We start from the raw sequence: 26,500 nt of genomic DNA on the forward strand, positions 1-26,500 counted from the left end.
GGGCCTTGAGGCAGATATGGCGCAGCGGACGGGACTCGAACCCGCGACCCCCGGCGTGACAGGCCGGTATTCTAACCGACTGAACTACCGCTGCGTATCGCTTGGCTGATTGAGCATGAACCCTCAACCACCTTTAAACATCTGATCGATCAGCCTTGGCTGTTCAATCTCAAGCCCGACAGATCGAACCTGGAAAATATGGCGCAGCGGACGGGACTCGAACCCGCGACCCCCGGCGTGACAGGCCGGTATTCTAACCGACTGAACTACCGCTGCGTGCTTCGTTGAGGCCGCGAAATTTACGCAGGTAGCGGACCTAAGTCAATAGCCTGCTTGAAGTTTTTCTGAAAAAGACAAAATAACTTCAAGGCGGCTACCCGCCCTACTCGCTGTAAATCATCTTCTTGCTCATGCCGCCGTCCACCACGAACTCTTGCCCGGTGACGAACCCGGCCTGGTGTGACAACAACCAGGCCACCATCGCCGCCACGTCCTCCACCGTCCCCACCCTGCCCGCCGGATGCTGGGCATGATCGGCGTCGGTGAGCGGCTCTGCACGCCGCGCAGCCGGGTCACGTGCGTCGATCCAGCCAGGGCTGACCGCATTGACCCGCACTTCGGGACCCAGGCTCATGGCCAACGCGTGGGTCAGGGCCAACAGCCCACCTTTGCTGGCCGCATAGGCTTCGGTGTCGGGCTCGGATTGACGCGCCCGGGTCGAGGCCAGGTTGACGATAGCGCCGCCGTGGGCACGCAGGTAAGGCGCGCAGTGCTTGGCCAACAGCATCGGCCCGCTGAGGTTGACCGCCAGCACCCGATTCCAATACGTCAGATCGAGGCTTTCCAGGGTGATATTGCGCGGGTCGGCCACCGCCGCGTTGCACACCAACGCATCCAGGCGCCCGAACTGCCCCAGCACCTCGGCGACACCCTGGGCCACTTGCTTCTCGTCGGCCACGTCCATGGTGATAAACCAGGCATTGTCGCCCAGCACCTTGGACACCTTGGCACCGCGCTCGCGGTCCAGGTCGGTCAGCACCACCTGCCAACCTTCACTGATCAGCCACGCGGCAATCCCGAGGCCAATGCCCCGCGCCGCGCCCGTCACCAGCGCCACGCGCCCGTTACTGGCCGCCGCAGCCTCCATGGACCACTCGATCACAAGGCCGCCAGCCCGCGGGCCAGGTCTGCCTGCAAGTCAGCAACATCTTCCAGGCCCACCGCGATGCGGATCAGGCTGTCACGAATGCCGGCCGCTTCACGCTCCTGCGGCGCCAGGCGCCCGTGGGAGGTGGTGCTCGGGTGGGTGATGGTGGTCTTGCTGTCACCCAGGTTGGCGGTAATGGAGATCAAGCGTGTCGCGTCGATGAAGCGCCAGGCGCCGTCTTTGCCGCCCTTCACTTCAAAACTCACCACCGCCCCGAAACCACGCTGCTGGCGCTGGGCCAAGGCGTGTTGCGGGTGGCTCTTGAGGCCGGCGTAATGCACTTTCTCGATACCGTCCTGCTGCTCCAGCCACTCGGCCAGGGCCTGGGCGTTGGCGCAATGGGCTTTCATGCGCAGGCTGAGGGTTTCCAGACCTTTGAGGAAGATCCAGGCGTTGAACGGGCTGAGGGTCGGGCCGGCGGTGCGCAGGAAGCCCACCACTTCCTTCATCTGCTCGCTGCGACCGGCCACCACGCCGCCCATGCAACGGCCCTGGCCGTCGATAAACTTGGTTGCCGAGTGCACCACGATGTCCGCACCCAGCTTCAGCGGTTGCTGCAAGGCCGGGGTGCAGAAGCAGTTGTCCACCACCAGCATCGCGCCCTTGGCATGGGCGACTTCGGACAGCGCGGCGATGTCCACCAGCTCAGCGAGCGGGTTGGACGGCGATTCGACGAACAACAGCTTGGTATTGGCCTTGATGGCCGCTTCCCAGCCGGACAGGTCCGCCAGGGGCACGTAATCGACTTCAATACCGAAACGCTTGAAGTACTTCTCGAACAGGCTGATGGTCGAGCCGAACACGCTGCGCGATACCAGCACATGGTCGCCGGCGCTGCACAGGCTCATCACCACCGCCAGGATGGCCGCCATGCCGGTGGCAGTCGCCACGGCCTGCTCGGCACCTTCCAGGGCCGCAATGCGCTCTTCAAACGCACGCACGGTCGGGTTGGTGTAGCGCGAATACACGTTGCCCGGCACTTCGCCAGCAAACCGCGCAGCGGCGTCGGCGGCGGTACGGAACACGTAGCTGGAGGTGAAGAACATCGGGTCGCCGTGCTCACCTTCCGGGGTACGGTGCTGGCCGGCGCGCACAGCCAGGGTATCGAAAGCTACGCCATCGAGGTCGCTGTCCAACCGACCGGCATCCCATTCCTGACTCATGCTGCGACTCCTTACTCAATGCTTTATTTAAGATACAAAACCGGCCCCTCAGGGCCGGTGTTTACTCAGTTGTTATACAGGTCGATGATCGCGCTGACCGCCTGGGTCTTGATCTTCGACGAGTCGTTGCGCGCTTGCTCGATCTTGTTCAGGTAGGCCTCGTCGACATCGCCGGTGACGTACTTGCCGTCGAACACGGCGCAGTCGAACTGCTCGATCTTGATCTTGCCACCGCCAACCGCTTCGATCAGGTCCGGCAGGTCCTGGTAGATCAGCCAGTCGGCGCCGATCAGGTCGGCCACGTCCTGGGTCGAACGATTATGCGCGATCAGCTCATGGGCGCTCGGCATGTCGATACCGTACACGTTCGGGTAACGCACCGCAGGCGCAGCGGAACAGAAGTACACGTTCTTCGCCCCGGCTTCGCGGGCCATCTGGATAATCTGCTTGCAGGTGGTGCCCCGCACGATGGAGTCATCTACCAGCATTACGTTCTTGCCGCGGAACTCCAGTTCGATGGCGTTGAGCTTCTGGCGTACCGATTTCTTGCGCGCAGCCTGGCCGGGCATGATGAAGGTACGGCCGATGTAGCGGTTCTTCACGAAGCCTTCGCGGAACTTGACGCCCAGATGGTTGGCCAGCTCCAGCGCGGCGGTACGGCTGGTGTCCGGGATCGGGATGACCACATCGATATCGTGCTCGGGGCGCTCGCGCAGGATCTTCTCGGCCAGCTTCTCGCCCATGCGCAGGCGCGCCTTGTAGACCGAGACGCCGTCGATGATCGAATCCGGACGCGCCAGGTAGACGTGCTCGAAGATGCACGGGGTGAGTTTCGGTGCTACGGCGCACTGACGGGTGTGCAGCTTGCCGTCTTCAGTGATGTAGACAGCCTCGCCCGGCGCCAGGTCGCGGATCAGGGTGAAGCCCAGCACGTCCAGGGACACGCTTTCGGAAGCGATCATGTACTCGACGCCTTCGTCGGTGTGACGCTGGCCGAACACGATCGGGCGAATGCCGTGGGGGTCGCGGAAACCAACGATGCCGTAACCGGTGATCATCGCCACCACCGCATAACCACCGACGCAACGGTTGTGCACGTCGATCACGGCGGCGAACACGTCTTCTTCGGTCGGCTGCAGCTTGCCGCGCTGGGCCAGCTCGTGGGCGAACACGTTGAGCAGCACTTCCGAATCGGAGCTGGTGTTGACGTGGCGCAGGTCAGATTCGTAGATCTCCTTGGCCAGTTGTTCAACGTTGGTCAGGTTACCGTTGTGCGCCAAGGTGATGCCGTAAGGCGAGTTGACGTAGAACGGCTGAGCTTCGGCCGAGGTCGAGCTACCGGCAGTCGGGTAACGCACATGGCCAATGCCCATGTGCCCGACGAGGCGCTGCATGTGACGCTGATGGAACACGTCACGCACCAGGCCATTGTCCTTGCGCAGGAATAACCGGCCGTCGTGGCTGGTCACAATACCGGCAGCGTCCTGGCCGCGGTGCTGGAGGACGGTTAGCGCGTCATACAGCGCCTGATTGACGTTCGACTTACCGACGATACCGACGATGCCACACATGCGACGCAACCCCTACTTAATGAATCTTGACTGAACACAGCTTACTGAGGCGTTTTGGCCGGTAAGAGGTGCTCCTTGAACGGAAGATCAGCGGGTACGCTGATTCCGCTGGCCAGCCACTGACTGCTCCACCCCAGGATGAGGTTCTTGGACCAGTCTGCAACCAATAGAAATTTTGGCACGAGTACCGACTCCTGCCACCACGAATCCTGCTGTACCGGCCCCAGGCTCAACAGCCCGACCGCCACGACCACCAGCAGCGCGCCACGCGCAGCCCCGAAGGCCATGCCGAGAAATCGATCGGTCCCTTCGATGCCGGTGACACGTATCAACTCGCCAATAAGATAATTGACCATTGCCCCCACCAACAGCGTGGCGATGAACATGATGGCGCAGCCCGCGATGACGCGAGCCGAAGGTGTCTCTATGTACCCGGCCAGGTAGACCGACAGTGAACCACCGAACATCCAGGCTACGACTCCTGCAATGATCCAGGTCAGCAACGACAGTGCTTCTTTTACGAAGCCGCGGCTCAGACTGATCAAAGCGGAGATGGCGACGATTGCAACGATCGCCCAATCAACCCAGGTAAATGGCACAGTGCAGCCTACGTACGGATAAGGCGGCGCATTTTAGCAGAGCGCCGGGCTATCGGTAAGCGGTGATTGCGGCTGCTTTGCAAATCAATAGATTGGGCGGTGTGAACGCCATTTCAAGCCCACCATAAATCAATGTGGGAGCTGGCTTGCCTGCGATGAGGGCGGCATATTCGACATCGTTGTCGATTGAACCACCGCCATCGCAGGCAAGCCAGCTCCCACATTTAGAGCCTATTGCCCGTTCAGCCGCGCTCGGGCTGGAAACGCACCACAAACCCGTTGAGGTTCTGCTGACGACCCAGCAAATCGCGCAGGCGATCTGCCTCGGCACGCTCGATCAGCGGCCCGACAAACACACGGTTCTTGCCATCGGCACTGCGGATATAGGCGTTATATCCCTGGGCACGCAGCTTTTTCTGCAAGGCATCGGCGCTTTCGCGATTGGCCAGGCTGGCGAGCTGGATCGACCAACTGATCGGCAAGCCATTAGGGTCGATGCGGCTCTGACCCACATCCGGCTTACCCGGTGCAGCAGGCTGCGGCGCCACAGGCTTGGGCGCTGGCGCCGGTGCAGCCGGTTTGGCGGCGACAGCCGGGGCTGGCGTCGGCTTGACCACCGGCACACTTGGCTGCACCGGCATCGAAGGGGCCTGCGAAGGTGCCTGTTGGGTGACGACCTCCTCCTCGACGGGCACAGGTTCTTCCGGCAACACCTGAGGCTCAGGCACAACTACCGGTTCGACTTGAACCTGGGGCACCACCGGCGCCTGGGGCGCAGCGGGAGCTTCAACCACCACCTGGCGCTGTTCGTCCTGGCGGGAAAACAGCATCGGCAGAAAGATTACCGCCAACGCCACCAGCACCAGGGCCCCGACCATTCGCTGCTTGTATGCGCTATCCAGTAATGCCATGTGCAGCTTCCTCCGTGGAGCGCCGGGCCAGCCATTCAAGCGCCTCGGCAACACAATAAAATGATCCGAACAACAGGATTTCGTCTTCGGCCGCAGCCAGCGCACACTGCGCCTCAAGGGCGGCAGTGATGCTTGCATACGACGTCACGGGCGCGCCAAGGTTCTGCAAGGCAGTTTCCAGCTCAACCGCAGGACGGCTGCGCGGCGTATCCAGCGGCGCAACGGCCCAAGACTGTACGCTGCCAAACAACGGCGCTATTACGCCATCAAGATCCTTGTCGGCCAGCAACCCGAACACCGCCAGGCGGCGGCCGGCCGGTGGTGTGCGCGCCAGGCGCTGAGCCAGATAGTGAGCCGCATGGGGGTTATGCCCGACATCCAGCAACAGGTTCAGGCGCTTGCCTTGCCAGTCCAGCACCCGGCGATCCAGGCGCCCCACCACCTTCGTCGCTCGCAGGGTTGCGCCGATCTGCTTGGCATCCCACGGCAGATCCAGCAGCAAATAGGCTTGCAGCGCGAGTGCGGCGTTTTCCATCGGCAGGTTCAGCAACGGCAAATCGAGCAGCTCTACCACCTTGCCACGGGCATCACGCCCACGCCATTGCCAGTGGGTCGCACCGATGTCGAGATTGAATTCACGACCGCGCAGGTAGAACGGGCAATCCAGCTCGCGCACCTTGTCCAGCAAAGGTTGCGGCGGATCCAGGTCGCCACAGAGCGCGGGCCTGCTCTGGCGGAAGATCCCGGCCTTTTCATAGGCCACAGACTCGCGGGTATTGCCTAGATAGTCGGCGTGATCAACACCGATGCTGGTGACCAGCGCCAGGTCGGCATCCACCACGTTGACCGTATCCAGGCGCCCGCCGAGGCCGACTTCCAGCACGACCACATCCAGCTGCGCACGCTCGAACAGCCAGAACGCCGCCAGGGTGCCCATTTCGAAATAGGTCAGGGAAGTCTCGCCACGCCCGGCCTCCAGGGCCGCGAAGGCTTCGCACAGTTGGGCATCAGTGGCTTCTACGCCATTGAGCTGCACCCGCTCGTTGTAGCGCAGCAGGTGCGGCGAGCTGTACACGCCGACTTTGAGGCCCTGGGCCTGCAACAGCGCGGCGACAAAGGCACAGGTAGAGCCCTTGCCGTTGGTGCCGGTCACCGTGATCACACGCGGTGCCGGCTGACCCAACCCGAGGCGGGCCGCTACCTGTTGCGAGCGCTCCAGGCCCATGTCGATGGCGGACGGATGCAACTGCTCAAGGTAGGCGAGCCATTCGCCCAGGGTACGTTGGGTCATAGGTTTGCTGGCACCGGCGGCACAACGATCGGCTCGACTTTAGGTGCGACGTACACAGGCGTCGGCAAGCCCATCATTTGCGCGAGCAGGCTGCCCAGGCGCGGGCGCAGTTCGCCACGCGGAATGATCAGGTCGATCGCACCGTGCTCCAACAGGAACTCGCTGCGCTGGAAGCCTTCCGGCAGTTTTTCCCGCACGGTCTGCTCGATCACGCGTGGGCCGGCAAAACCGATCAGGGCTTTAGGCTCGCCAACGATCACATCGCCCAACATCGCCAGGCTGGCGGACACGCCGCCGTAGACCGGGTCGGTCAGTACGGAGATGAACGGAATGCCTTCTTCACGCAGACGCGCCAGTACCGCCGAGGTCTTGGCCATTTGCATCAGGGAAATCAGGGCTTCCTGCATACGCGCACCACCGGAGGCGGCGAAGCAGATCATCGGGCAACGGTTTTCCAGGGCATAGTTGGCAGCGCGAACAAAGCGCTCACCGACGATGGCACCCATGGAACCGCCCATGAAGGAGAATTCGAAGGCCGAAACCACCACCGGCATGCCCAGCAGCTTGCCGCTGACCGAAATCAGCGCGTCTTTCTCGCCGGTCTGCTTCTGCGCGCCGACCAGACGGTCCTTGTACTTCTTGCTGTCGCGGAACTTGAGACGGTCAACCGGCTCCAGGTCGGCACCTAGCTCATTACGGCCGTCGGCATCCAGGAAGATGTCGATACGGGCGCGGGCGCCAATACGCATGTGGTGGTTGCACTTGGGGCAAACGTCCAGGGTCTTTTCCAGCTCTGGGCGATACAGTACCGCGTCGCAGGATGGGCATTTGTGCCACAGACCTTCAGGAACCGAGCTTTTCTTCACCTCGGAACGCATGATCGAAGGGATCAGTTTGTCTACTAACCAGTTGCTCATGCTTTCTTTTCTCCAGTACCGGTGGCTTGAACACAGCCCCGCGTATGCCCTTGAGCTAAATTCATATGTGGCGATGACACAGGCGGGACGGGGTCAGACGTTGGACCTGCCATTTCCCGCCCGTATCCTCAGCCTTCCAGACAACCTGCCAGCGCAGGGTTGCCACTTCGTTTCCGGGCCACCCACAGGCGGCGCCGGGCTGTTTTACACAGTGGTAGTTATGGACGGCGGCAGACTGCCAGCCGTCACATCCCACCCCTGCTGTTGCGCACGGCCTGCATGAACGCGCGAATCTTGCTCGGGTCCTTGATCCCCTTGCCCTGCTCCACCCCACCGCTGACGTCGACGGCATACGGCCGAACCTGTTCGATGGCCGCCTGGACGTTCTCTGAGGTGAGCCCACCCGCGAGAATAACCGGCTTGCTCAACCCCTCGGGAATCAGCGACCAGTCGAACGCCTCGCCCGTACCACCGGGTACGCCTTCGACGTAGGTGTCCAGCAGAATCCCGCGAGCGCCGGCATACGCGGCGCAGGCTGCGGCAATATCGTCCCCGGCCTTGACCCGCAACGCCTTGATGTACGGGCGCTGATAGCTTTCGCATTCCTCTGGCGATTCGTCGCCGTGGAACTGCAACATATCCAGCGCCACCGCATCCAGGGTCTCGTTGAGCTCGCAGCGGCTGGCGTTGACAAACAACCCCACGGTGGTCACGAAGGGCGGCAACGCAGCGATAATCGCCCGCGCCTGCAGCACATTTACCGCCCGTGGGCTCTTGGCATAAAACACCAGGCCAATGGCATCCGCCCCCGCTTCGACTGCCGTCAGCGCGTCTTCTATGCGGGTAATCCCGCAAATCTTGCTGCGAACGGCTGACATGTCGTAGGAACCTCAGGGTTGGTCCGAGAAAGTCCCGGATGGTAACAAAAGCTTTTCCGGGCGTCAGCCGCCAAGTTCGCTGAAACCGGTGAGGAAGTGCGGCCCGATAAAGCGTTCCGGCAGTTCGAACTCGTCGCGGTACTCCACATCCACCAGATACAGGCCGAACGGATGCGCCGTGACCCCGCCCGTGCGGCGGATGCGGCTTTCCAGCACTTCCTTGGCCCACTCCACCGGGCGTTCACCGGTGCCGATGGTCATCAGCACCCCAGCGATATTGCGCACCATATGATGCAGAAAGGCCCCGGCACGGATATCCAGCACGATCATCTTGCCGTGGCGCGTCACCCGCAGGTGGTGGACTTCCTTGATCGGAGACTTGGCCTGGCACTGCCCGGCACGGAAGGCGCTGAAGTCATGCACCCCCACCAGATGCTGCGCGGCTTCGGCCATACGCTCGGCATCCAGCGGGCGGTGGTTCCAGGTGATTTCTTCATTGAGGTGCGCCGGGCGGATCTGATCGTTGTAGATCACGTAGCGGTAACGCCGGGCGATGGCCTTGAAACGGGCGTGAAAATGCGCCGGCATGACCTTGGCCCAGCTGACACTGACATCATGGGGCAAATTGATATTAGCCCCCATCACCCACGCCTTCATCGACCGCTCGGCCTGGGTGTCGAAGTGCACCACTTGGCCACACGCGTGCACGCCGGCATCAGTGCGCCCGGCACACATCAGCGACACCGGCGAGTTGGCGACTTTGGACAGGGCGTTTTCCAGGGTTTCCTGCACCGTCAGCACCCCGGAGGCCTGACGCTGCCAGCCGCGATAGCGCGAGCCTTTGTATTCCACGCCCAGGGCGATGCGATAAAAGCCTGCGGCCGCCATTTCGGCAGCCGCGTTATCTATATTTGCCAAGAACTGAGAGCCTGATGAGTTGCGCAAAGGCGGGCATTATAGGGCGTCAGGGTGCATGAGTGGACTTTAAATATGGGAGCGGGCTTGCTCCCACATTTTTCTGCGTCGGCCGTTAGATTCTGCCGAGCATTTCCTTGGCTTCGCTACGCTGACCCTCGTCGCCTTCGGTCAACACTTCGGACAGGATGTCTCGCGCGCCGTCCGCATCGCCCATGTCGATGTAGGCCTGGGCCAAGTCGAGCTTGGTGGCCACTTCATCAGTGCCAGAGAGGAAATCGAACTCTGGCTCATCCTCAGCACCCAGCGCGGCATCTTCAGCCGTGAAGGAAGGCTCGATCGGCGGATGCTCCAGACTCTGTGACAAACGATCCAGTTCAGCGTTGACGTCGTCCAGCTCCGAAGCAAAAGCATCGGGCTTGGCTGCCGGGGCGCTCGGCTCGTCCGCCAGCGAGAGGTCAAAGTCTTCTGGCAGGTCGAATTCGTCCAGCGCGGCCGGCGTCAGGGTCGGCGGCTCAACCGGCGGGACATCCTTGATCTGCCCTTCAAGGCCCGACAGGAAGTCGTCATCGGATTGCGACGTCGGCGGGTCCAGTTGCAGGTCCAGATCGAAGTCCGACAGGTCCGGCGCATCGGCCTTGGGCTCAGTCTGTTGTTTGAGCAGCGCTTCAAAGGTTTGCTGGTCTTGCGCGATCTCGGCCGGCGAGGCGGCTTCCAGGTCATCCAGACTCAGGTCGAAATCGGTGTCGAAGGTGTCTGCCTGCGGGGCCGGGGTCGGCTTGTCATCGAGCAGGTCCTTGACGTACTGCGCATCCAGGGCCGCGGCAGCCACTGCGGCACTGACACCCGCCGCCAACACGGCCATGGCCGGGAAACGCGCCTTGAGCTGCTCGACCTGGGCATGGTTCTCACCGTTGGCCACCAACTGGCGCTCCTGGGTGACGAACCCGTCCTTGTTGTTCTGCAGCCCATAGACTTCCATCAGCTTCAAACGCAGGTCGCTGCGCTTGGGCTCGCGCTTGATGGCTTGTTCAAGCACATCCGCCGCCTGGTTCAGATGGCCACGGTCGATATGGGATTGGGCCTGGGCCAGGGCGTCACTGGCGTTTTCCTGAGCCACGGCAACCGCCAACGGCGCCAGCACGGAGGCGACCGTCGGTGCCACTACCGTCTCAACCACCGGCGCCGGCGCGGGCGCAGATGCTGGCGGCGTTGCGGTGGCGAGCTTGACGCTCGGCGGCGGCACTTCAAGGCCCTCGAAGCTGTCAGGCGGCAGGTCTTGATCGATATTGGAAACGAACTCAGGCTCTTCGGCCAACGCCCGTGCCATACGCAGATGTTTCTCTTCTTCGCGGCGAGCATTGCGATGGCGTGCCCACAGCAGCAGAAGCAGCAACACCACCAGCAGGGCCGCACCGCCAAGGATGCCGAGCACAATCGGGTTGGTCAGCAGGTCGTTGAACTTGCCTTCGGTGCTGGCCGGCGCAGCAGCCGGCTTGGCCGGTTCAGGCACTGGCGCTGGTGTTGCAACGGGGGCCGCCGGCTCAGCTGCCGGTTCACCCGGCAACTGCGCAGGCATCGCGGCTGTCTGTGGCTCGCCCGTTTGCGCTTGCAAACGAGCCAATTGGTCATTCTTCAGCTGGATCAGCTTCTGCAGCTTGTCCAACTGGCTTTGCAAGTCGGCGGCACGGCTTTTCAGTTCTTCGTTGTCGCGCCGCGTGGTGTCGAGCTCTTCCTGGGTCATTGCCAGCTTGTCGCTCAGGGCGCGGCTGTCACCGACGGTGCCCTTCGCGCCTTTCTTGGCAGCTTCGGCCGATACCAGGCTCAGGTTATCCTTGGCCTGGGTACTCGACGGCGCATTGCCGGCCTGGGTGCGTTTGGTCGCGTCCAACTGCGGCTTGCCGGCCACTTGGCTCTGAGGGCCACGGCGGCCCTGGCGCCAGGCGGCGTTCTGCGCGCTCACTTCGGCAATCGCTTGCGGCTGCGCCAGCGCTGTACTTTGCGTGGTATCTGGCAGGCGCAGGACCTGGCCGGTTTTCAGGCGGTTGATATTGCCGTCGACAAAGGCATCCGGGTTAAGCGCCTGGATGGCCAGCATCGTTTGCTGGACCGAGGCGCCATTGCGGTTCTTTGCGGCAATTTCCCACAAGGTGTCGCGGGACGTGGTGGTGTGCTGGGCAGGCGCGCTGGCGGCTGGCGCGGTACTGGCCGGCGCGCTCGCCGTCGGCGCTGGCTGATCGAACTTGGCCGGGTCGAGCAGTACGCTGTAGTCACGCATCAAACGGCCATTGGGCCATTGCACCTGCATGAGGAAGCGCACATAGGAATCGGGCAGAGGCTTGCTGGAGGTCACGCGCACCACGCTGCGACCTTCGGGGTTGATCACCGGCGTGAACGTCAGGTCATCGAGAAACGCCTGGCGGTCGACACCCGCATCCACGAAGGCCTGGGCCGACGCCAGGCTAGGGGTGATCTCGGACGCCGTAAGGCCGCCCACATCGCGCAATTCGATTTCCACCGACAGCGGCTGGTTCAACTTCGACTTGAGGGTCATCTCCCCAAGTTGCAGCGCCTGCGCCATACCGGAGGACAGCGCCGAGGCGGCCGCTATTGCTAACACCAGTTTGCGAACTTGAACCATAGCCTCATCCTTTGTTTGAACGCTTCCCGCCCTGCGAGAAGGTTGGTAACCGCTGCCATTAGGCATGGCGAGCCGATAGGTCACCGACGCGCTTGTGTTTCACTTGGGACCAAGCATAGCGCCTGGTTAGAATCAATCTACAAATTGCCGCCAAGTATCTTTTACACAAGGCCTTTTATCAACAACTGCGCCAGCTCCACGGCGTTCAGGGCCGAGCCTTTGCGTACGTTATCTGACGTCAGCCAAAGATTTAGTTCCGCCGGGTCGTCGATACCTGCGCGAACTCGCCCTACGTACACCACGTCCTGGCCGACGGCGTCGCCTACGGCCGTGGGGTAATCGCCCTCCTCGACCCGCTCGATTCCCGGTGCAGCGTCGAGGGCGCGGTTCACCGCGGCCAGGTCGACCGGCGCGGCCAGTTGCAGCGACACAGCCAGGCTATCGCCGAAAAACACCGGGGCTTGAACGCAGGTGGCGGAAATCTTTAGTAAAGGTGTTTCCAGCACCGCACGCAGTTCGTGTACGAGACGTTTCTCTAGGGCGGTATGACCTTGGGCATCCGGCGTGCCGACTTGCGCCAGCAGGTTGAACGCCACTTGCCGATCAAAGAACGCCGGTTCCAAGGGACGCACGTTCAACAGTTCAGCGGTCTGGCGCGCCAACTCGCTGACGGCCTCGCGGCCCTGGGCAGAGATGGCCAGGTTAGCGGTGACGCTCACGCGCTGGATGTCCACCACACCGCGCAAGGGCGCCAGCACCACCGCGAGGTACGTGGCACAGGGGCTCGGGCTGCCGAGTTGAAAAGGCTTTTTCAACGCGTTCAGCACATGGGCGTTGGCCTGCGGTACCACTTGCGGCGCCTGCTCGGCGGGCAATGCGCCGGACAAGTCAATCACCGCGCAACCAGCGGCGGTGGCACGCGGAGCGAAGCTCAAGGTCACCGCCGGGCCTGCAGCGAAGAACGCCAACTGCACCTTGCTGAAGTCAAACGTGTCGACTTCTTTGACCCGCACGTTCTTGCCCCGAAACGGCACCGAAGCCCCCGCCGAGTTGCTGCCCGCCAGCAAGTACAAGGTGCCCACAGGGAACTCCAGCTCTTCAAGAATCTGCACCAGGGTTTCACCCACGGTACCGGTGGCGCCGATCACGGCGATTTCAAAGGTCTGGGTCATGGGGTTGCCTCGGGCATTACGGGGGAGCGGCACTTTACCGGGTGGTAGAGGGTGAGGCAATTACAGCCCCCCTGATCGTTCCCACGCTCTGCGTGGGAATGCCTCCTGTGACGCTCCGCGTCACGCCTCTAAAGCAGACGCAGAGCGTCCAGAGCTGCATTCCCACGCAGAGCGTGGGAATGATCACAAAGGCAACAAAAAACCCGCGCCTATCACCAGAACGCGGGTTTCTGTTATTGCTTCAAGCGATCAACGCTCCAGCAAAATCCGCAACATGCGACGCAACGGCTCAGCCGCGCCCCACAGCAGTTGGTCGCCGACGGTGAACGCGCCGAGGAACTGGCTGCCCATGTTCAGCTTGCGCAGACGGCCCACCGGTACATTCAGGGTGCCGGTGACCTTGGTCGGGCTCAGCTCCTGCATGCTGATATCGCGGTTGTTCGGCACCAGCTTGACCCAGGGGTTGTGCTGGCTGATCAGGCCTTCGATATCGGCGATCGGCACGTCTTTGTTCAGCTTGATGGTCAGCGCCTGGCTGTGGCAACGCATGGCGCCAATGCGCACGCAGATGCCATCCACCGGGATCGGGTTCTTGAAGCGACCCAGGATCTTGTTGGTTTCGGCCTGGGCCTTCCACTCTTCACGGCTCTGGCCGTTAGGCAGTTCCTTGTCGATCCACGGGATCAAGCTACCGGCCAATGGCACGCCAAAGTTCTCGGTCGGGTAAGCGTCGCTGCGCATGGCCTCGGCCACACGGCGGTCGATATCGAGAATCGCACTCGCCGGGTCAGCCAGTTGATCGGCGACAGCGGCGTGGGTCGCGCCCATCTGCTTGATCAGTTCGCGCATGTTCTGCGCGCCGGCGCCGGAGGCCGCCTGATAGGTCATGGCGCTCATCCACTCCACCAGGCCCGCTTCGAACAGGCCACCCAGGCCCATCAGCATCAGGCTCACGGTGCAGTTGCCGCCCACGTAGTTCTTGGTGCCGGCGTCCAGTTGCTGATCGATGACCTTGCGGTTGACCGGATCGAGGATGATCACCGCGTCATCCTGCATGCGCAGGCTCGAAGCGGCGTCGATCCAGTAACCCTGCCAGCCGGCTTCGCGCAGCTTGGGGAAGACTTCGCTGGTGTAGTCGCCACCCTGGCAGGTCAGGATCACGTCGAGGCTCTTCAACTCTTCAATGCTGTAGGCATCCTTGAGCGGGGCAATATCCTTGCCCACGGACGGCCCTTGGCCACCTACGTTCGAAGTGGTGAAAAACACCGGCTCAATAAGATCGAAATCCTGCTCTTCCAGCATCCGCTGCATGAGCACGGAACCGACCATACCGCGCCAACCGATCAGACCTACACGTTTCATCGCAACTACACCTTGTTAAAAAGTGGGCCGCCTTGCAGCAACAACTGCAAGCGGGCCCGAGAGATTACAGATTCCGCAGCGCGGCGACTACTGCGTCGCCCATTTCTTGCGTCCCGACCTTGGTGCAACCCTGGGACCAGATATCGCCCGTGCGCAAGCCCTGATCCAGCACCAGGCTGACAGCCTTCTCGATGGCGTCCGCCGCATCGCCCAGGTTGAAGCTGTAGCGCAGCATCATCGACACCGACAAAATCGTCGCCAGCGGGTTGGCAATGCCCTGCCCCGCGATGTCTGGCGCCGAACCGTGGCACGGCTCGTACATACCTTTATTGTTGGTGTCCAGGGACGCCGACGGCAGCATGCCGATGGAACCGGTGAGCATCGACGCCTGGTCGGACAGGATGTCGCCGAACAGGTTGTCGGTGACGATCACGTCGAACTGCTTGGGTGCGCGCACCAACTGCATGGCGGCGTTGTCGACGTACATGTGGCTCAGTTCGACGTCCGGGTAATCCTTGGCGACTTCTTCGACGATTTCACGCCACAGCTGGCTGGAAGCCAACACGTTGGCTTTATCCACCGAGCAGACCTTTTTACCGCGCACCCGCGCCATATCGAAACCGACACGGGCGATACGGCGGATTTCGCTCTCGCTGTACGGCAGCGTGTCGTAGGCCTGGCGTTCGCCATTTTCCAACTCGCGCACGCCCCGTGGCGAGCCGAAGTAGATACCGCCGGTCAGCTCGCGCACGATGAGGATATCCAGGCCCGCCACCACTTCCGGCTTGAGGCTCGACGCGTCGGCCAGTTGCGGGTAGAGGATGGCCGGGCGCAGGTTGCCGAACAGGCCCAGTTGCGCACGGATTTTCAGCAGGCCGCGCTCAGGGCGGATGTCACGCTCGATCTTGTCCCATTTCGGCCCACCCACGGCGCCGAGCAGCACGGCATCGGCAGCCCGGGCGCGGTCGAGGGTCTCGTCGGCCAGGGGCACGCCGTGCTTGTCGATGGCGGCGCCGCCGATCACATCGTGGCTCAGCTCGAAGCCCAGGTTGTACTTGCTGTTGGCAAGCTCAAGGACCTTGACCGCTTCGGCCATGATTTCCGGACCAATACCGTCGCCAGGGAGAATCAGAATCTGCTTGCTCATGCGTTCCTCATTTCATCAAGCGACCCGCCCGTGGGCAGGTCGGGAAAAATCAATCAGCGTTCGGCGAAGACCACCAGCACATCGGTGCTGAAGGTGCCGTCGGCTTGAATGTCGTAATAATCGCGCACTTCCTGGCCCATCGCCTGTTGCAGCTTAAGGATTGCCGCACGCAATACCTCTGGCGTGCGCATGCGCTCGACCCACGAGGTGTATTCCAGGCGCAAGCGCTGGCGACTGCTGTTGCGCACGTGCAGGCCAGCCTCACTCAACTGGCGCATCCACTCGGCGCCGGAGTAATCACGCACGTGGCTGGTGTCGCGCAGCACTTCGACGGTTTGCAGGTAAGTGTCCAACAGGGGGCTGCCCGGTGACAAGACATCCACAAATGCCGCCACGCCGCCCGGCTTGAGCACCCGGCGCACTTCACGCAGGGCCAGGCCGAGGTCGCTCCAGTGATGGGCCGAATAACGGCTGAATACGAAGTCGAACTCACCCTCGGCAAAGGGCAAGCACTCAGCGGCGCCGTGCACGGTGCGGATGTTGTCCAGGTTGCGGTCTTTGGCGGCAGCGGCCACCACGTCGAGCATGGGCTGGGACAAGTCGTAGGCCACCACTTCTTTGACCAGAGGCGCCACATGGAAGCTGACATGACCGGCACCGCAGCCCAGGTCCAGCAAGCGTGCAGCGCCCTGCCCGGCCAGCTCGGCCTGTAGCACAGCGAATTCGGTGCCCTGGGCGTGTACGGCGCTGCTCAGGTAGGCCGAGGCTTGCTCGCCGAATTGTTTTTGCACGACTTGGGTGTGGGCGGTGGTGGTCATGGTGGCTTTCCTTGGGGTTTGTGGTGGTTGCACTGGCGCTATCGCAGGCAAGCCAGCTCCCACCGTTGGAATGCACTCCAATGTGGGAGTCGGGCTTGCCCGCGATGGGGCCCGCACGGTTACCGCAAATCAGGCATCGCGAAACAACCAGGGCTGGCTCGCCCGGTGCCTGGTTTCAAACGCAGCAATCGCATCGCCGTCCTGCAAGGTCAGGCCAATGTCATCCAGGCCGTTGATCAGGCAGTGCTTACGGAAGGCATCCACTTCAAAGTGGTACACCTTGCCGTCAGGGCGGGTCACGGTTTGCGCGGCCAGGTCCACCGTCAATTGGTAGCCGACATTGGCCTCCACTTGCTGGAACAACTCGTCCACTTCTGCGTCGCTCAAGATGATCGGCAACAGGCCGTTCTTGAAGCTGTTGTTGAAGAAGATATCGGCGTAGCTCGGCGCGATGATGCTGCGAAAGCCGTACTCTTCCAGGGCCCACGGCGCGTGTTCACGGCTGGAGCCGCAACCGAAGTTTTCCCGGGCCAGCAACACGCTGGCACCTTGGTAACGCTCGGCGTTGAGCACAAAGTCCTTGTTCAGGGGGCGCTTGGAGTTGTCCTGGTAGGCGTAGCCCACGTCCAGGTAGCGCCACTCATCGAACAAGTTGGGGCCGAAACCGGTGCGCTTGATCGACTTCAAAAATTGCTTGGGGATGATCTGGTCGGTGTCCACATTGGCACGGTCCAACGGCGCTACAAGGCCTGTATGTTGGGTAAAAGCTCTCATCGGGTTTTCCTCAGATCAATTCGCGAACGTCGATGAAACGACCGTTGACGGCAGCAGCGGCGGCCATGGCCGGGCTCACCAGGTGGGTACGCCCACCCGCGCCCTGACGCCCTTCGAAGTTACGGTTGGAGGTCGATGCGCAATGCTCGCCCGACTCCAGGCGGTCCGGGTTCATCGCCAGGCACATCGAGCAGCCCGGCTCCCGCCATTCAAAACCGGCTTCGAGGAAGATCTTGTCCAGCCCTTCGGCTTCCGCCTGGGCTTTAACCAGCCCGGAACCTGGCACCACAATGGCTTGCTTGATAGTCGAGGCCACCTTGCGGCCCTTGGCGATCACCGCCGCGGCGCGCAGGTCTTCGATCCGCGAGTTGGTGCAGGAGCCGATAAATACACGGTCCAACTGGATATCAGTGATCGCCTGATTGGCGGTCAACCCCATGTATTTCAAGGCACGCTCGATGGAGCCGCGCTTGACCAGGTCGGCCTCTTTGGCCGGGTCCGGCACGTTCTGGTCAACGGCCAAGACCATTTCCGGCGAAGTGCCCCAGCTGACTTGCGGCTTGATCTGCGCAGCGTCGAGTTCGACCACGGTGTCGAACACCGCATCGGCGTCGGAGACCAGGTCTTTCCAGGCTTCGACGGCGGCGTCCCAATCGGCGCCTTGCGGCGCGAAGGGGCGACCTTTGACGTATTCGACGGTTTTTTCGTCCGCCGCCACCATACCCACGCGGGCACCGGCTTCGATGGACATGTTGCAGATGGTCATGCGGCCTTCAATGGACAGCTCGCGGATAGCACTGCCGGCGAACTCGATGGCATGGCCGTTGCCGCCTGCGGTGCCGATCTTGCCGATCACGGCCAGTACGATGTCCTTGGCGGTCACGCCAAACGGCAATTGGCCTTCGACGCGCACCAGCATGTTTTTCATTTTCTTGGCCACCAGGCACTGGGTGGCAAACACGTGCTCCACCTCGGAAGTACCGATGCCGTGGGCCAGAGCGCCGAACGCGCCGTGGGTGGAGGTATGGGAGTCACCGCAGACCACGGTCATGCCCGGCAAGGTTGCGCCCTGCTCCGGGCCGATGACGTGGACGATGCCTTGGCGCACGTCGTTCATCTTGAATTCGGTGATGCCGTATTCGTCGCAATAGTCGTCAAGGGTCTGCACCTGCAACCGCGAGACCTGGTCGGCAATGGCTTCGATGCCGCCTTTGCGCTCAGGAGTGGTCGGCACGTTGTGGTCCGGCGTGGCGATGATGGAGTCGACGCGCCAAGGCTTGCGCCCGGCCAGTCGCAGGCCTTCGAACGCTTGGGGCGAGGTCACTTCATGGATGATGTGACGGTCGATATAGATCAGCGACGATCCATCATCGCGACGTTTCACTTCATGGGAATCCCAAAGCTTGTCGTAAAGCGTTTTGCCGGCCATCAGTCGGTCCTCATCAGCGGTGCTTCTATACGCCGGGCTTTTCAATAACCCTTTGGCTTGTGAGGCTGATGGTATGGCGCTACATTAAATAACTCAAATTCATATTTTTTATGCTTTGGATTACCAACTGGAATAGCACCATGGACCTGGCAAACCTCAACGCCTTTATCGCCATCGCCGAGACCGGCAGCTTCTCGGGCGCCGGCGAACGCCTGCACCTGACCCAGCCGGCCATCAGCAAGCGCATCGCCGGTCTGGAACAACAATTGAAGGTACGGCTGTTCGACCGCCTGGGCCGCGAAGTCGGCCTGACCGAAGCCGGGCGGGCCTTGCTGCCCCGCGCCTATCAAATCCTCAACGTGCTGGACGACACCCGCCGGGCCCTGACTAACCTCACCGGCGAAGTCAGCGGCCGCCTCACCCTGGCCACCAGCCACCATATCGGCCTGCACCGCCTGCCACCGATTCTGCGCACCTTCACCCGGCAATACCCGAATGTGGCGCTGGATATTCAGTTTCTGGATTCAGAAGTGGCCTACGAAGAAATCCTCCACGGCCGTGCGGAAGTCGCAGTGATCACCCTGGCGCCAGAGCCCCACAACCTGGTACGCGCCACCCGGGTGTGGGACGACCCGCTGGATTTTGTGGTGGCGCCGGAACACAGCCTGATCAGCAACGGTTCCGTCAGCCTGGCGGATATAGCCGGGCATCCGGCGGTGTTTCCCGGAGGCAATACCTTTACCCACCATATTGTCAGCCGCCTGTTCGAGGCGCAGGGCCTGATGCCCAATATCGCGATGAGTACTAACTACCTGGAAACCATCAAGATGATGGTCTCCATCGGTCTGGCCTGGAGTGTGTTACCACGCACCATGCTCGACGATCAGGTGGCAAGTATCGCTTTGCCGGGCATACAGCTCAGTCGCCAGCTAGGCTATATCGTGCACACCGAAAGGACGCTGTCGAACGCTGCGCGGGCTTTCATGAGCCTGTTGGATGCACAGGTCGATCTGCCAGGGTTATCGGCATGACACCGTGCGGGCCAAGGGTTTGGGTCAAACCGCGCGGTTTTCTCAATGAGCCAAGGCCCTTTGATAATGCGCAACCCCCTTGACCCGATTCCACCCCTGCCCCGCATCTACGCCCTGGACCCTCAAGCGGCGGAACAAAGCTGGGACAGTGCCCCGCAGCTGCTGGCGGCCCTCAATGCCGCGCGGCTGGGTGCCTGGTGCTGGGAAATCGACACAGGAAGAATCAGTTGGTCACGGGGCACCCAGGCGCTATTCGGCTTTGACCCGCGCCAGCCTCTGCCCAAGGACCTGGACTACCTCGACCTGCTGGCCCCGCAAGACAGCGCGCGGGTGGTGCGCGGCTTTCATGCGGTGCTCGCCGGAGAGCCCTTCGACCGCGCCATGCACCACCGCATCCAATGGCCCGATGGCAGCCTGCACTGGCTGGAAATCAGCGGCAACCTGGCCCCCGACAAAGCCGGACGGCGACGCATGATCGGGGTGATCCGCGAGATCACCCACCAACGCGACCGTGAACACGCCCTCAGCCATTCGGAAAAGCGCTTCGCCACACTCTTCCACCTGTGCCCGAACATGGTGCTGCTGACGCGCCAGGCCGACGGCTTGATCAGCGAAGCCAACCAGTATTTCGAGATGCTGTTCGGCTGGCCAGTGGCCGATGCCATCGGCCGCACCACCCTGGAACTGGGCCTGTGGCGCCATCCGGAACAGCGGGCGCTGCTGGTCAAGGCCACCCAGCGCAAAGGCGAACCCATCACCATGGAAGTGCAGTTCTGCGCCAGCAACGGCCAGATCCATGACGGCACCCTCAGCGCACAAAAGGTCGAACTGGACGGCGAGGCATACCTGATCAGCACGTTCCTGGACACCACCGAACGTAAAAACGCCGAGCAAGCACTCAAGGACAGCCAGGAGCGCCTGGACCTGGCTCTGGATTCCGCGCAACTGGGCACCTGGGATTGGCACATCCCCAGCGGCATGCTCTACGGCTCGGCGCGTGCCGCCCAGTTGCACGGGCTGGAACCCGCGCCGTTCCATGAATCCTTCGATGCGTTTTTTGAGGGCATGTCCGATGAAGACCGCGAGGGTATGCGCCATGCGTACCGCAGTTTGCGCGAAGGCCCGGACGGCAACTATCAGTTGACCTACCGCGTGCAAATGGAAGACGGCAGCCCGCGTTACCTGGAGAGCCGCGCACGCCTGTATCGCGATGAGTCAGGCAAGCCCCTGCGCATGGCCGGCACCTTGCTGGATATCACCGACCAGGTCGAGCGCGAGCAACGGCTGACCGCCTCGGAGGAAAAGTTCGCCAGCCTGTTCCAGGCCAGCCCCGACCCGATCTGCGTCACCTGCCTGGACAGCGGCGCGTTCATCGAGATCAACCCGGCGTTTACCCAGACGTTTGGCTTTACAGCCGCCGAAGTACTCGACAAAAGCGCCGAACAAATCGGCCTGTGGGACGACTCCAGCAAGCGCCTGCAACGCATCGAGCAGGTGATTCGCGAGCAGGCCCTGAGCAACGTGGCCATCGTGGTGCATCACAAGGACGGCCAAAGCCTGACTTGCATGATTTCCAGCCGTTTAATCAAGGTCAGCGACCAGCCGTGCATCGTCACCACGCTGCGCGATATTACCCAACAGCAACGCTCGGAAGCCGCACTCAAGGCCAGTGAAGAGAAGTTCGCCAAGGCGTTCCACTCCAGCCCCGATGCGATTTCCATCACCGAGCGCGACACCGGCCGCTATGTGGAGGTCAACGATGGCTTTTGCCGCCTGACCGGTTACCGCACCGAAGAGGCCATCGGCCTGACCCTGTACCAGATCGGCATCTGGGCCGACGAAAACCAACGCGCCGCACTGTTGGCCGAGTTGCAGATCAAGGGGCGCATTCACCACCTGGAAATGCTCTGGCGCAACAAGCGTGGCGAGGTACTGGCGGTGGAGGTCTCGGTGGAGCCGATCACCTTGAATGAAACCCCCTGCCTGCTGCTGACCGCACGGGATGTGAGCCTATTGAAGAACGCCCAGGCACAAATCCGGCACCTGGCCTATCACGACCCGCTGACCAACCTGCCGAACCGCGCACTGCTGATGGACCGCCTGAGCCAGCAGATCGCCCTGCTCAAGCGCCACAACCTGCGCGGCGCCCTGCTGTTTCTGGACTTGGACCACTTCAAGCACATCAACGACTCCCTCGGCCACCCCGTTGGCGATACCGTGTTGAAAATCGTCACCGCGCGCCTGGAAGCCAGCGTGCGCATGGAGGACACCGTGGCGCGCTTGGGCGGCGATGAGTTTGTGGTATTGCTCAGCGGCCTGGAGGGCACCCGCCAGACGGTCAGCAGCCAAGTGCAAGCGCTGGCCGATACCCTGCGCGAATTGCTCTCGGAGCCGATGTTTCTCGACGGTCATCGGCTGCAGGTCACACCCAGCATCGGCGTGGCACTGATCCCCGACCACGGCACCACACCCGCCGATTTGCTCAAGCGCGCCGACATCGCCCTGTACCGCGCCAAGGACTCCGGGCGCAACACCACGCAGATGTTCCACAACAGCATGCAAAGAACCGCTAGCGAACGCCTGCGCATGGAGACTGACTTGCGCCTGGCCTTGTCACGCGGCGAATTCAGCGTGCATTACCAGCCCCAGGTGGATGCGCGCGGCAACCGGATAGTCGGCGCCGAGGCCCTGGTGCGCTGGCAGCACCCACAATTGGGCGCGCAGTCACCGGCGGAATTTATCAAGGTATTGGAAGACAGCGGCCTGATCCTGGAGGTCGGCACCTGGATTCTCGATGAAGCCTGCGGCGCCTTTGCCCAGTTGATTGCCGATGGCCTGGTAGACCCGCTCAATTTCAGCCTGTGCGTGAATATCAGCCCCCGGCAGTTTCGCCAGAACGACTTTGTGGAACGGGTGGAGCATAGCCTCAAGCAACACGGCCTGCCGTTCAGCCTGCTGAAACTGGAAATCACCGAAGGCATCGTGATCCAGAACCTGGACGATACCGTGGTGAAGATGCGTCGCCTGAAAAAACTCGGCGTGAGCTTTGCAATGGATGATTTCGGCACCGGCTACTCATCCTTGACCTACCTCAAGCGCTTGCCGGTGGATGCGCTGAAGATCGATCAGTCGTTCGTGCGCGATGCGACCCACGACCCCAATGATGCAGAAATCATCCGCGCCATTGTGGCCATGGCGCGCAGCCTGAACCTGGAAGTCATCGCCGAGGGGGTGGAAACCCTGGAGCAACTGGCGTTCCTGCAAAAGCTCGGCTGCCATTTATTCCAGGGCTATTTGCACAGCCGACCGTTGCCGATCGAGGGGTTCAGGCAGCTGCTGGAGTAAGGCTGCCGGTTAAACGGCTGTTGGATGCGGCATACCCAGCAGGCGGCTGACTTGGTTCAAGTCCGTCTCCCGGCGTAGGGCCGTGAACAACTCCACCGCTTGCGGGTAGTTGCGCGTGAGCATCGCCAGCCACTGTTTCAAGCGGCCGGGCGCCTGCTTCTCCGTCAGTTGCGCCACCGACTGACGCCAGAACTCCTGAAGCATCGGCTGCATCTGCGCCCAGGTCATCTCGACCACCTCTTCGCCGGCCTTGGCCGCCACAATCTGCCGCGCCAGATCGGGCCGCGCCACCAGGCCACGGCCCAGCATGATGTCTTCGGCGCCGCTGATTTCGCGGCAGCGTTTCCAGTCTTCGACGCTCCAGATATCGCCATTGGCAAACACCGGCACCTTGACCACGTCCTGCACCCGCGGGATCCACTCCCAATGAGCCGGCGGCTTGTAGCCATCGGCCTTGGTGCGTGCATGCACCACGATATGCGCAGCGCCGCCCTCGGCCAGGGCCGTGGCGCACACCAGCGCGCCATCCGGGCTGTCGAAGCCCAGGCGCATCTTGGCGGTCACGGGAATATGGGCGGGTACGGCGCGGCGCACGTGCTCGACGATCTGGTTGAGCAGCTCCGGCTCCTTGAGCAGCACCGCGCCACCTCGGGATTTATTCACGGTCTTGGCCGGACACCCGAAGTTCAGGTCGATCACTTCAGAGCCCAATTCACAGGCCAGGGCGGCATTTTCCGCCAGGCACACTGGGTCGGAACCGAGCAACTGCACCCGCAACGGCACACCCGCCGCCGTGTGGGCACCGTGCAGCAGTTCAGGCGCGAGCTTGTGGAAATAGGCAGGCGTGAGCAGGCGGTCGTTGACCCGGATGAACTCGGTCACGCACCAGTCGATACCGCCCACGTGGGTCAACACGTCCCGCAGGATGTTGTCGACCAACCCCTCCATGGGCGCCAAAGCAATTTGCATGGAAAACACTCAACAAAAATCGTGGCGCAGTTTACTGGGTTTCCCGCGGCAACCGTTAACCCCCTGTCAGGGCGGGGCCGTAACCTTCAATAAACTCGGCGGGCATGCGCTTGGGCTTGCCGCTGGACAACTCAATACATACGAAGGTTGTTTGCGCGCGCAGCAGGGTCGCGCCGTCACGGGGGCGTACCAGTTGGAAACGGCGGGTCATCTTCAGGCGCTGGTCCCAGTCGACGATCCAGGTGGCCAGTTGTAACTCATCGCCCTCATAGCCTGCCGCCAGGTAGTCGATCTCATGGCGTACCACGGCCATGGCGCGGTCGAGGCGGCGGTATTCGGTGAGGTCCAGCCCCAGGCGCTGGGAATGGCGCCAGGCACAACGCTCCAGCCATGAGACGTACACCGCATTATTGGCGTGCCCCAGGCCGTCGATGTCCTCAGCCGCAACCTGCAGATCGATGATGAACGGCGTTGCCAAATCCCAGCCCATGCCTTGCTCCAGTCGATTGATGTCGGCGGGGCAGTGTATCAGGCGATCTGGCGCTCCTGTAGACGGCAGCCGGCCAATAGGGCGAGCACAGCATCGATGACCTGCGGGTCGGCGAGCACTTTCTGGTGGCCGCCCTGCTCCAAGCGCAGCAGGCGGCTGTCGAACCAGGCTTCGTGAATGGCTTGAGCCGCCCTGACCGGAACAAAGGTGTCGTCTTCGGCGTGGACGATCAGGCCGGGAATGTTCAGTTGGTAGTGGGCCACGTCCAAATGCTTGAGCGCCATGCCCATGCTCAACTCCACCTCTTGGATAAAGGCTGAGCGCGCCCGTGGCGGCAAGCCGACCATGCGGGTGAACCCGCGTAGCACATCCAGAAAGCGCGACGGTGCGGCAATGCTGACCAATGCCTGCGTACGCAACCCCAACTGCACCGCCAACATCGCACTGGCGCCGCCCATGGAATGGCCGACCACCGCATACAGCGGCGGCAGCTCGGCCGCCGCCTCAAGCATGGCGCGGGCAAACAGCAGTACATGGGCTTCACGCCCTGGCGACCGGCCGTGAGCGGGACCGTCCAGGGCTATCACCGAATAGCCGTTGTCGACCAACGCCGTGATCAAGCTAGCGAACTGGGTGGGCCGGCCTTCCCAGCCATGCATCAGCAGCACCGCCGGGCCATGCCCCCATCGCAACGCCGACAGGCCGAAACGCAGGGTGATGCGCTCCGACTGGGCCAACAGCGGCAACTCCCAGTCACGCGGCGGCAGATCGCGCGGGGTCATGAAGGTGCGACGCATCTTGCTGGCGACCGCATGCGGCGCAAGGCGCCCCACCGTGCCATTGAAACCACGAACCCAGGTCAATGCGCCCATCTCGCGTCCCCTTTTTCAGCGTACCGCCGACTTGGCCGCACGTATCACCCGATCCGATAACTCGCCCGGCCCCAGCGCCCGCGCCAGGGTCAGCCCCCCGACCATCAAGGCCATGTCCGCCAGGGCTTTGTCGATCTCTTCAGGGCTGCCGGCCAGTTGCGCAGCCATCAACTCGACGTGCTCGTTCAAGACCTCGCGAAAAGCATCCGGCAAGCGCCCCATCTCCCCCACCGTCGCGGGCAACGGGCAGGCCTGGGTCGTGGAGTCGCGGTGCTTGCGTGACAGATAAAACGCGGCGACCAACGTGCGACGCTCTTCGCCGGTCAGCTGGTCATCCAAGTCATCGATGGAGGCGCGGCGCTGCGCCAACAACTGGTTGAACGCTTCCAGCATCAGTGCGTCTTTGCTTTCAAAATGCGCGTAGAAGCCTCCTACCGTCAGCCCAGCCGCCCCCATCACTTCGCCCACACTGGGCTCAGCCGGGCCACGCTGGATCAACGCCGCGCTGGCAGCCTGCAAAATACGTTCGCGGGTTTGCGCTTTTTTATCGCTCATCGAAGCCTCCGTCTCTCATGGGGTTTAATATTATTACCATAATAATATTTGGCAAGCGACAAGCACGACCGCCGGTCAGAACAGAAAAATGGGTAATAAAGGAGGGAATTGGCCAAACGCCAGACAAACAAAAGGGCCATTCAATAATTGAATGACCCTTAAAAATCCCGCAGAGCGGGTAATCGTGGCGTCCCCTAGGGGACTCGAACCCCTGTTACCGCCGTGAAAGGGCGGTGTCCTAGGCCACTAGACGAAGGGGACACAAACCTTCTGTACATCTGATCAGAGCTGAGACCTGATCAATTCAAGGACGGTGTGGCCGGAACCTTGAACCTGTAAATTGGTGGAGCTAAACGGGATCGAACCGTTGACCTCTTGCATGCCATGCAAGCGCTCTCCCAGCTGAGCTATAGCCCCTCATCGGTGAGGACGGGGCGAATCTT

Annotated in this window: 22 protein-coding genes and 4 tRNA genes; 2 read left to right on the plus strand and 24 right to left on the minus strand. The window is 62.1% G+C overall.

What is annotated here, in order from left to right:
- Positions 1-17 precede the first annotated feature (17 nt).
- From BOP96_RS22710 to leuC, 18 genes are all read right to left on the minus strand, one after another.
- A tRNA-Asp gene (locus BOP96_RS22710) sits at positions 18-94 on the minus strand.
- A gap of 105 nt (positions 95-199) precedes the next feature.
- Positions 200-276: transfer RNA gene (locus BOP96_RS22715), tRNA-Asp, on the minus strand.
- Between the two features lie 106 nt (positions 277-382).
- A complete protein-coding gene (locus tag BOP96_RS22720) occupies positions 383-1,147 on the minus strand; it encodes an SDR family oxidoreductase (RefSeq protein WP_073454091.1) in 765 nt (254 codons plus the stop codon).
- A gap of 11 nt (positions 1,148-1,158) precedes the next feature.
- Positions 1,159-2,370 (minus strand): O-succinylhomoserine sulfhydrylase, encoded by a 1,212-nt coding sequence (locus BOP96_RS22725; RefSeq protein WP_014719150.1) that lies wholly within the window; start codon positions 2,368-2,370, stop codon positions 1,159-1,161.
- Between the two features lie 65 nt (positions 2,371-2,435).
- A complete protein-coding gene (purF, locus tag BOP96_RS22730) occupies positions 2,436-3,941 on the minus strand; it encodes an amidophosphoribosyltransferase (protein WP_003192537.1) in 1,506 nt (501 codons plus the stop codon).
- A 41-nt stretch (positions 3,942-3,982) separates the two neighbouring features.
- On the minus strand, positions 3,983-4,540 hold the full coding sequence (locus BOP96_RS22735; RefSeq protein WP_014719151.1) for a CvpA family protein: 558 nt from the start codon (positions 4,538-4,540) through the stop codon (positions 3,983-3,985).
- A gap of 242 nt (positions 4,541-4,782) precedes the next feature.
- Entirely contained in the window at positions 4,783-5,451 is a 669-nt protein-coding gene (locus BOP96_RS22740) for an SPOR domain-containing protein (protein WP_014719152.1), read from the minus strand.
- Entirely contained in the window at positions 5,435-6,742 is a 1,308-nt protein-coding gene (gene folC, locus BOP96_RS22745) for a bifunctional tetrahydrofolate synthase/dihydrofolate synthase (RefSeq protein WP_019820868.1), read from the minus strand. The genes BOP96_RS22740 and folC overlap by 17 nt, the downstream gene beginning before the upstream one ends.
- Positions 6,739-7,659, minus strand: a complete 921-nt coding sequence (gene accD / locus BOP96_RS22750; protein WP_014719154.1) for an acetyl-CoA carboxylase, carboxyltransferase subunit beta — start codon at positions 7,657-7,659, stop codon at positions 6,739-6,741. The genes folC and accD overlap by 4 nt, the downstream gene beginning before the upstream one ends.
- Positions 7,660-7,904: 245 nt before the next feature.
- Positions 7,905-8,537, minus strand: coding sequence for a phosphoribosylanthranilate isomerase (locus BOP96_RS22755; RefSeq protein ID WP_073454092.1), 633 nt, complete (start codon positions 8,535-8,537; stop codon positions 7,905-7,907).
- Between the two features lie 63 nt (positions 8,538-8,600).
- On the minus strand, positions 8,601-9,425 hold the full coding sequence (truA, locus tag BOP96_RS22760) for a tRNA pseudouridine(38-40) synthase TruA (protein WP_003192549.1): 825 nt from the start codon (positions 9,423-9,425) through the stop codon (positions 8,601-8,603).
- 142 nt (positions 9,426-9,567) lie between these two features.
- Positions 9,568-12,093, minus strand: coding sequence for a FimV/HubP family polar landmark protein (locus tag BOP96_RS22765; RefSeq protein ID WP_073454094.1), 2,526 nt, complete (start codon positions 12,091-12,093; stop codon positions 9,568-9,570).
- 161 nt (positions 12,094-12,254) lie between these two features.
- A complete protein-coding gene (locus BOP96_RS22770; protein ID WP_019820864.1) occupies positions 12,255-13,265 on the minus strand; it encodes an aspartate-semialdehyde dehydrogenase in 1,011 nt (336 codons plus the stop codon).
- A gap of 249 nt (positions 13,266-13,514) precedes the next feature.
- On the minus strand, positions 13,515-14,627 hold the full coding sequence (asd, locus tag BOP96_RS22775; RefSeq protein WP_003192554.1) for an aspartate-semialdehyde dehydrogenase: 1,113 nt from the start codon (positions 14,625-14,627) through the stop codon (positions 13,515-13,517).
- A 64-nt stretch (positions 14,628-14,691) separates the two neighbouring features.
- On the minus strand, positions 14,692-15,774 hold the full coding sequence (gene leuB / locus BOP96_RS22780) for a 3-isopropylmalate dehydrogenase (RefSeq protein WP_014719158.1): 1,083 nt from the start codon (positions 15,772-15,774) through the stop codon (positions 14,692-14,694).
- A gap of 53 nt (positions 15,775-15,827) precedes the next feature.
- Entirely contained in the window at positions 15,828-16,592 is a 765-nt protein-coding gene (locus BOP96_RS22785) for a class I SAM-dependent methyltransferase (protein WP_019820862.1), read from the minus strand.
- Positions 16,593-16,721: 129 nt separating this feature from the next.
- Positions 16,722-17,366 carry a 3-isopropylmalate dehydratase small subunit gene (gene leuD / locus BOP96_RS22790; RefSeq protein ID WP_014719160.1) on the minus strand — a complete coding sequence of 215 codons (645 nt, stop codon included), beginning with the start codon at positions 17,364-17,366 and terminating at the stop codon, positions 16,722-16,724.
- Positions 17,367-17,376: 10 nt separating this feature from the next.
- On the minus strand, positions 17,377-18,795 hold the full coding sequence (leuC, locus tag BOP96_RS22795; protein ID WP_054922598.1) for a 3-isopropylmalate dehydratase large subunit: 1,419 nt from the start codon (positions 18,793-18,795) through the stop codon (positions 17,377-17,379).
- 140 nt (positions 18,796-18,935) lie between these two features.
- Between leuC and BOP96_RS22800 the strand changes: the two genes are divergently transcribed.
- Both BOP96_RS22800 and BOP96_RS22805 read left to right on the plus strand, forming a co-directional pair.
- On the plus strand, positions 18,936-19,826 hold the full coding sequence (locus BOP96_RS22800; RefSeq protein ID WP_014719162.1) for a LysR family transcriptional regulator: 891 nt from the start codon (positions 18,936-18,938) through the stop codon (positions 19,824-19,826).
- Positions 19,827-19,892: 66 nt separating this feature from the next.
- Entirely contained in the window at positions 19,893-23,171 is a 3,279-nt protein-coding gene (locus BOP96_RS22805; RefSeq protein ID WP_014719163.1) for an EAL domain-containing protein, read from the plus strand.
- 9 nt (positions 23,172-23,180) lie between these two features.
- Here the strand turns inward: BOP96_RS22805 and BOP96_RS22810 are convergent, their stop codons facing one another.
- The 6 genes from BOP96_RS22810 to BOP96_RS22835 all read right to left on the minus strand — a co-directional run bounded on the left by BOP96_RS22810 (position 23,181) and on the right by BOP96_RS22835 (position 26,474).
- Positions 23,181-24,140, minus strand: coding sequence for a tRNA dihydrouridine synthase (locus tag BOP96_RS22810; protein WP_014719164.1), 960 nt, complete (start codon positions 24,138-24,140; stop codon positions 23,181-23,183).
- A gap of 55 nt (positions 24,141-24,195) precedes the next feature.
- On the minus strand, positions 24,196-24,630 hold the full coding sequence (locus BOP96_RS22815) for an acyl-CoA thioesterase (protein WP_020300953.1): 435 nt from the start codon (positions 24,628-24,630) through the stop codon (positions 24,196-24,198).
- A 38-nt stretch (positions 24,631-24,668) separates the two neighbouring features.
- Positions 24,669-25,502, minus strand: coding sequence for an alpha/beta hydrolase (locus tag BOP96_RS22820; protein WP_019820855.1), 834 nt, complete (start codon positions 25,500-25,502; stop codon positions 24,669-24,671).
- A 15-nt stretch (positions 25,503-25,517) separates the two neighbouring features.
- Positions 25,518-26,057 (minus strand): TetR/AcrR family transcriptional regulator, encoded by a 540-nt coding sequence (locus BOP96_RS22825; RefSeq protein ID WP_014719166.1) that lies wholly within the window; start codon positions 26,055-26,057, stop codon positions 25,518-25,520.
- A 185-nt stretch (positions 26,058-26,242) separates the two neighbouring features.
- Positions 26,243-26,318, minus strand: a tRNA-Glu gene (locus tag BOP96_RS22830).
- Positions 26,319-26,398: 80 nt separating this feature from the next.
- Positions 26,399-26,474: transfer RNA gene (locus BOP96_RS22835), tRNA-Ala, on the minus strand.
- Positions 26,475-26,500 lie beyond the last annotated feature (26 nt).

The organism is Pseudomonas sp. FSL W5-0203 (assembly GCF_001896155.1).
Classification (GTDB): domain Bacteria; phylum Pseudomonadota; class Gammaproteobacteria; order Pseudomonadales; family Pseudomonadaceae; genus Aquipseudomonas; species Aquipseudomonas paracarnis.